Source organism: uncultured Cardiobacterium sp. (assembly GCF_938028185.1).
In the GTDB taxonomy this organism is placed as follows: Bacteria; Pseudomonadota; Gammaproteobacteria; order Cardiobacteriales; family Cardiobacteriaceae; genus Cardiobacterium.
On the sequence record NZ_CALJAH010000005.1, the window covers coordinates 1 to 5,873 of the forward strand.

The following is a 5,873-nucleotide window of genomic DNA, read 5'->3' on the forward strand; positions in this document are numbered from 1 at the left end:
TGCATTTTGCGTGGGTACCCGCCCGCTGCGGGCTTCGCCCTGCAGGGGAGGGAGAATTTGAACAGGTTCTGAGATGACCGCATAAAAAAACCGCCCCGGAGGGCGGTTTTTTGTGGCGGGAACAGCGGGGTTTACCAGCCCATGACGGCGGCGCCCTTGAAGACTTTTTCCGCCGCGTCTTCGACTTCCTTGCTGTGGTAGGCATCGACGAATTTTTTCACTTCGTCCTTGTCCTTGTCCGCTTCGCGCACGACGATGATGTTCACATACGGCGAATCGGGTTCTTCCAGAATCAGCGCGTCGCGTTTCGGCAGCAGGTCGGCGTTGATGGCGTAGTTGGAGTTGATGAAGGCGAGGTCAACGTCCGGCAGGCTGTTCGGCACGAGCGAGGCATCGACTTCGCTGAATTTGTAGTTGTGCGGGTTTTCGGCGATGTCCATCACCGTGGATTCGAGGTTTTTGCTGTCTTTCAGCTTGATGAGGCCTTGTTTTTCGAGAAGGATGAGGCTTCTGCCTTCGTTGGACGGGTCGCCCGGCAGGCCGATGGTGGCGCCGTCTTTCAGCTCTTTGATGTCCTTGATTTTTTTGCTGTACGCGCCGATGGGGTAAACGAAGGTGTTGCCAACGGGGACGAGTTTGAAGCCACGGTCTTTCACCATCACGTCGAGATAGGGTTTGTGCTGGAAGGCGTTGGCATCGATTGAGCCGTCGGCAAGGGCGACGTTCGGCGCGACGTAGTCGTCAAATTCGACGATTTCGACGTCGAGATTGTGTTTTTCTTTGGCAACTTTAGCCGCTGCCTTGACGAGGTCGGCTTCTTGGCCGCTCATGGAGCCGACTTTGAAGGGCGCGGCCTGGGCGGCAAGGGCGAAGCTGGCGATGAGCGCGGCAAGGGTCAGTTTTTTCATGGATTTCTCCGGTTGTGGGTGATGAAAATGGAATAACGGGGGGGTTGGCGCTACGCGATGTTATCTTGCCCTCACCCCAGCCCTCTCCCACAGGGAGAGGGGGCTGTTCGGTGATTTACATACACTTGAGCGCTCATGGTGTATGTAAATGGGCAATGTCGCGTGGCGGGGTGTTTGCTACCCCCACCCCTGCCCTCCCCCACAGGGGGCAGGGGTTGGTTTAGCGATGGTCAAAGCGTTTGGCGAGAGCATCGCCGAGCCACTGGATACATTGCACGAGGACGACGATGGTGCAGACGGTGTAGAGCATAATGTCCGGGCGGTAGCGCTGGTAGCCGTAGGCGTAGGCGACTTTGCCGAGACCGCCCGCGCCGAGCGAGCCGGCGATGGCCGAGTAGCCGATGAGCGCAATCAGGGTGATGGTGAGCGCGTTGGTCAGCCCCGGCAGCGCTTCCGGCAACAGCACTTTGCGCACGATTTGCAGCGGCGACGCGCCCATCGCCTGCGCCGCTTCGACGAGGCCGCCGGGGACTTCGTTCAGCATATTTTCCACCATGCGCGCGATGAAGGGCGCGGCGGAGAGGGTGAGCGGCACGATGGCGGCGGTGTTGCCGATGGAGACGCCGACGATGGCGCGGGTAAAGGGGATTATCCACAGCGCGAGGATGAGGTAGGGGATGGAGCGGCCAATGTTGACCACGATGCCGAGCGGGTAATAGACATACGGGTTGGCGAGGAAGCGGCCGCGACGGGTGGCGTAGAGGATGACGCCGAGCGGCACGCCGAGCAGGGTGGCAAACGCGGTCGCGGTCAGCGTCATGTAGAGGGTTTCAAAGGTGCTGCTGACGAGCAGGTAGGGGATGTCGCCCAGTTGGGCTTGCAGCCAGGCGAGAAAGGTTTTCCAGGTGTCAGGCGACATGGCCGAGTACCTCCACGGTGACAGGTTGGGTTTGCAGCCAGGCGACGGCTTCGGCGGTCTGGCGGGGTTCGCCGAGGATTTCGGCGATGATAAGGCCGATGGCGGTCTGGCCGATGTGTTCGATTTTCGCCTGCAAGATGCTGACGTTGACGTCAAAGCGGCGGGCGATGGTGGAAAGCAGCGGCTCATCGACCTTGTTGCCGAGGAAGCGGATTTTGACCAGCGGGTGCGTGCCACCGGCGGCCAAGCGCTGCTGGTAGTTGTCCGGCAGGTCAAAGCGCTGTGTCTGCGCGACAAAGCGCTGGCCGAGTTCGGAGGCGGGCGCGGTGAAGAAGGTATCAACATCGGCAGTCTCGACCAGTTGCCCGCCCTCAATCAGCGCAACTTTGTGGCAAATCTGTTTTACCACTTCCATTTCGTGGGTAATCATCAGGATGGTGAGGCCGAGTTTTTCGTTGATGCCCTTGAGCAGGTTGAGGATGTCTTCGGTGGTTTTCGGGTCAAGCGCCGAGGTCGCTTCGTCCGAGAGCAGCACTTGCGGCTCGGCGGCAAGGGCGCGGGCGATGGCGACGCGCTGTTTCTGTCCGCCGGAGAGTTGCGCCGGGTAATGGCTTGCCTTGTCTTCAAGACCAGTCAGCGCGAGCAGCGGCCGGACTTTTGCGGCGATGGTTTTTTTGTCGGCGCCGACCAGTTCTAGCGGCAGGGCGATGTTGTCGTAAACGGTGCGGCTCGAGAGCAGGTTGAAGTGCTGGAAAATCATGCCGATTTTGTGGCGCGCTCGTAGTAATGCGGCGGGCGACAGCGTGGTGAGGTCGCGTCCGGCGACGATGACGCGGCCGCTGTCCGGGCGCTCCAGCAGATTGACGCAGCGGATGAGGGTGCTTTTGCCCGCACCGCTCTGGCCGACGACGCCGTAGATTTCGCCGGGGGCGACGTGCAGCGAGACGCCGTTCAAGGCGTGGATGTCGCGCCCTTTGTGGCGGTAGGTTTTTTGCAGGTTTTCGAGGGTAATCATGGGGTGTCCTTTGCAGGCGGGCGATTATAGCCGCCCGCCACGGCGCGGGATATGAAAGGTTTGCATCAGGAGATAACGGCTGGTTATCGGGCGGCGTTTATAGCCATCCTGCCCCCATACACAGGAGGCGGAGCGGTGGTATGGCGCGCGTTAAATCAGGCTCTTGCTGTAGTAATTGAGTTCGGTCTGCTGCCGCCAGCCCTGTTTCGGCCAGTAGGCGTTGCCGAGGGCGTTGTCGCCGAGGACGAGCAGGCGCATTTTCGTGATGCCACGGGCGCGCAGGCGGTCTTCGTTGCACGTGAGCAGGCGGCGGGCGATGCCCCGTCCGCGCCAGTTTTCGGCGACGGCGAGGTGGTAGAGGGTGGCGCGGCGGCCGTCTTCACCGCAGAGCAGCGTCGCGATGATTTCGCCGTCAGCAAGCACCACGTCGCTTAATCCCGGATTGCGCGCCAAAAAGGCGGCGAGGGCGGCGGGTTCGTCGGCAGCGTCGAGGAAAACGCCGGGGATGGCGCGCCACAGCGCCAAAGCGGCGGGGATGTCCGCCGCCGTCATCGTGCGGTAGGTAATGTCAGCCATGCAGCACCCGCGCCAGTTCGTCGCGGCTGATGGGGCCGTAGGGCGCGTGGCGCGTTTTCGCCGCCAGTTCCATGCGGTAGCGAACGAAGTCGGCTTCGTTGTCAATCATCAGGAAGGGGTTGCCCGCAAGCTGTTCGCCGAGGGTGGAGGTTTCGGCGATGCCGTAGTGGTGGCCGACGTGGAGGCGGGTGGCGGCGGGCAGGGTTTTCAGTTTTTGCAGGCTGCGGTAGAGCGCGTACGGGTCGCCGCCCTTGAGGTCGGCGCGGCCACAACCGTAGATAAATAAGGTGTCGCCGGTGATGAGGTCGCCGCCGAGGTGGTAGCAGCAACTGCCGGGGGTGTGGCCGGGGGTCATGATGACGCCAATGCTGCTGCCGCCGAAGCTGATTTCGTCGCCCTCTTGCACGAGGATGGCGTCTTCCGGGCAGTCCGGCCAGTGCGGCTGTTCGGCTTCGCTGATGAATAAGGTGATGCGCCCATCGTAGAGGTCGCGCACCGCGTTGACGTGGTCGTGGTGGCTGTGGGTGATGAGGATACCGGTGAGGGTTAGCCCTTCTTCGGCAAGCACTTCGCGGATGCCTTCGGCGTCCCAGGCGGGGTCAACGACCATCGCTTCGCCCGTGTGGCGGTCGGCGATGATGTGGATGAAGTTGTCGTGGTCTTCGGCGATGAGGGTGATGATGTTGTGTGCCATGCGGGTTCTCAGTGAATTTTCATCAGGCGTTCTTTTTGTCGCGCCCAGTCGCGGTCTTTTTCGCTGGCGCGTTTGTCGAAGGCTTTTTTGCCCTTGGCGATGGCGAGGTTTACTTTAACGTAGCCGTTTTTCCAGTAGAGGTTCACCGGCACCAGGGTGTAGCCGTCGCGCTCGGCAGCGCCAATTAATTTGCTGATTTCATTGCGATGCAGCAGCAGTTTGCGCGTGCGCGAAGGGTCGGCGATGACGTGGGTCGAGGCGGCTGGTAGCGGCGTGATGTAGGCGCCGAAAAGAAAAACCTCGCCGCTTTTGACGAGGATGTGGCTTTCTTTGATTTGGATGCGCCCGGCACGTAGGGCTTTCACCTCCCAACCTTCCAGCGCGATGCCTGCTTCAAAATGCTCTTCCAGGAAGTAATCGTGGAAGGCTTTGCGGTTGGTAATGATGTTGTTGTCCTGTTCTTTGCTTTTCTTGCTCATGGGGTAAAATGCCGCCAAATTCCTGAAAGGACGCCTATTGTGCCACAAATCCGCAAGTCGAAAAAATTGCCCTGGACGCCGTCGCAGATGTTTGATTTGGTCGCCGACGTCGAGAAATATCCGCAATTTTTGCCGTGGTGTGCTAACGGCAAATTGGTCAGCCGCAACGAGCATGAACTGGTCGGCAGCATCACCGCACAAAAAGGCGCTTTTCACAAATCCTTCACCACCCGCAACCGCTTCGATTACCCGCACTGGATGGACATCGCCCTCGTCGAAGGCCCCTTCCGCCACCTGCGCGGTCGCTGGGAATTTGTGCCGACCGATGACGGCGGCTGCGAAGTGCGCTACAGCATGGATTTTGAAGTGCCGCTCTTGCTCGCGCCCATTCTTGGCGGGCTGATGAGCCACATGAGCAACACCATGGTCGATGCCTTTGCCCGCCGCGCCGCGCAGGTTTACGGGGCATAACATGCTGAAGAAACCGCTGCCGCTTGCGGCGCTTTTTATTTTGACCAACGCCCTTTATTTGTGGATGGCAAGCCGCACGCTCCCAACCTTGCAGGCCTTCGCTGGCGGTCTGCCGCCGCTCGATATGCTGCCCTTCGGTTATGCGCCGGACTATCCAGCGAGTCTCTTCGCTGCCTTGGGCGAGGCGGGGCGTGATTACTACCGCGCGCCCCAGCTCGTTCTCGACAGCTTCTACCCGCTACTTTTCGCCCTGACCTACGCCAATCTGCTCGCCGTCCTGCTGCGCAAGAACTTCCGCCCGCAGCGCTGGTTTGCCTTGCTGTGCGCCTTGCCTGTTTGCAGCGCCGTCTGCGATTGGCTGGAAAACGCGGCGACGTTCACCATGCTGCGCCAATACCCGGACATTTCCCCGGCAATGGCGGGCGCGGGCAGCATTTTCGCCACACTGAAAACGCTAACCGGCTTCCTGACCCTCGCCGGCATTCTGCTGCTCAGCCTGCGCTGGCTGTGGCGCTATTACAAGGCGCGGCGGGGCTGACGATGGCAACCATCCGCGTTGAAATCGCCTACGCCGAACCGGAACGGCAAAAAATCATCACCCTCACCATGAACGAAGGCGCGACGCTCAAACAAGCGGTAGAGCGCTCCGGCATGGTGCGTTTCTTCCCGCATCTTGATTTGCAGAAGAGATGCGGGTCGTAGTCCCGAGCCGCCTTCTTGCTGCTGCATGAGGCAAGGACAACGCCTCGAGCACTCGAGCTTGGGCGTCATAGCCCTTGTCGGCGATCACGGTTTCGGCCGCTGTTTGAGC

General features: G+C 60.7%; 9 protein-coding genes. 3 read left to right on the forward strand and 6 right to left on the reverse strand.

The window, feature by feature from the left end:
* Nucleotides 1–131: 131 nt before the first annotated feature.
* The 6 genes from Q0349_RS00215 to smpB form a co-directional block, all read right to left on the reverse strand.
* A complete protein-coding gene (locus tag Q0349_RS00215) occupies nt 132–908 on the reverse strand; it encodes a MetQ/NlpA family ABC transporter substrate-binding protein (RefSeq protein ID WP_298078702.1) in 777 nt (258 codons plus the stop codon).
* A 220-nt stretch (nt 909–1,128) separates the two neighbouring features.
* Nucleotides 1,129–1,827: a methionine ABC transporter permease gene (locus tag Q0349_RS00220; RefSeq protein WP_298078704.1), complete on the reverse strand. Its 699-nt coding sequence runs from the start codon at nt 1,825–1,827 to the stop codon at nt 1,129–1,131.
* Nucleotides 1,817–2,842, reverse strand: a complete 1,026-nt coding sequence (locus Q0349_RS00225; RefSeq protein ID WP_298078705.1) for a methionine ABC transporter ATP-binding protein — start codon at nt 2,840–2,842, stop codon at nt 1,817–1,819. The genes Q0349_RS00220 and Q0349_RS00225 overlap by 11 nt, the downstream gene beginning before the upstream one ends.
* A 150-nt stretch (nt 2,843–2,992) precedes the next feature.
* Complete coding sequence (locus tag Q0349_RS00230; protein WP_298078706.1) at nt 2,993–3,418, reverse strand: GNAT family N-acetyltransferase; 426 nt, start codon at nt 3,416–3,418, stop codon at nt 2,993–2,995.
* Nucleotides 3,411–4,112: an MBL fold metallo-hydrolase gene (locus tag Q0349_RS00235; protein WP_298078707.1), complete on the reverse strand. Its 702-nt coding sequence runs from the start codon at nt 4,110–4,112 to the stop codon at nt 3,411–3,413. Before Q0349_RS00235 ends, Q0349_RS00230 begins: the two co-directional genes overlap by 8 nt.
* An 8-nt stretch (nt 4,113–4,120) precedes the next feature.
* Nucleotides 4,121–4,591 (reverse strand): SsrA-binding protein SmpB, encoded by a 471-nt coding sequence (smpB, locus tag Q0349_RS00240; RefSeq protein WP_298078709.1) that lies wholly within the window; start codon nt 4,589–4,591, stop codon nt 4,121–4,123.
* A 39-nt stretch (nt 4,592–4,630) separates the two neighbouring features.
* Here smpB and Q0349_RS00245 point away from each other — a divergent pair, with 39 nt between their 5' ends.
* From Q0349_RS00245 to Q0349_RS00255, 3 genes are read left to right on the forward strand one after another with little or no spacing between them, the layout of a single operon-like run.
* Complete coding sequence (locus Q0349_RS00245) at nt 4,631–5,062, forward strand: type II toxin-antitoxin system RatA family toxin (RefSeq protein WP_298078711.1); 432 nt, start codon at nt 4,631–4,633, stop codon at nt 5,060–5,062.
* Between the two features lies 1 nt (nt 5,063).
* On the forward strand, nt 5,064–5,600 hold the full coding sequence (locus Q0349_RS00250) for a hypothetical protein (protein WP_298078713.1): 537 nt from the start codon (nt 5,064–5,066) through the stop codon (nt 5,598–5,600).
* A gap of 2 nt (nt 5,601–5,602) precedes the next feature.
* Nucleotides 5,603–5,764: an RnfH family protein gene (locus Q0349_RS00255; RefSeq protein WP_216597127.1), complete on the forward strand. Its 162-nt coding sequence runs from the start codon at nt 5,603–5,605 to the stop codon at nt 5,762–5,764.
* Nucleotides 5,765–5,873: the final 109 nt, after the last annotated feature.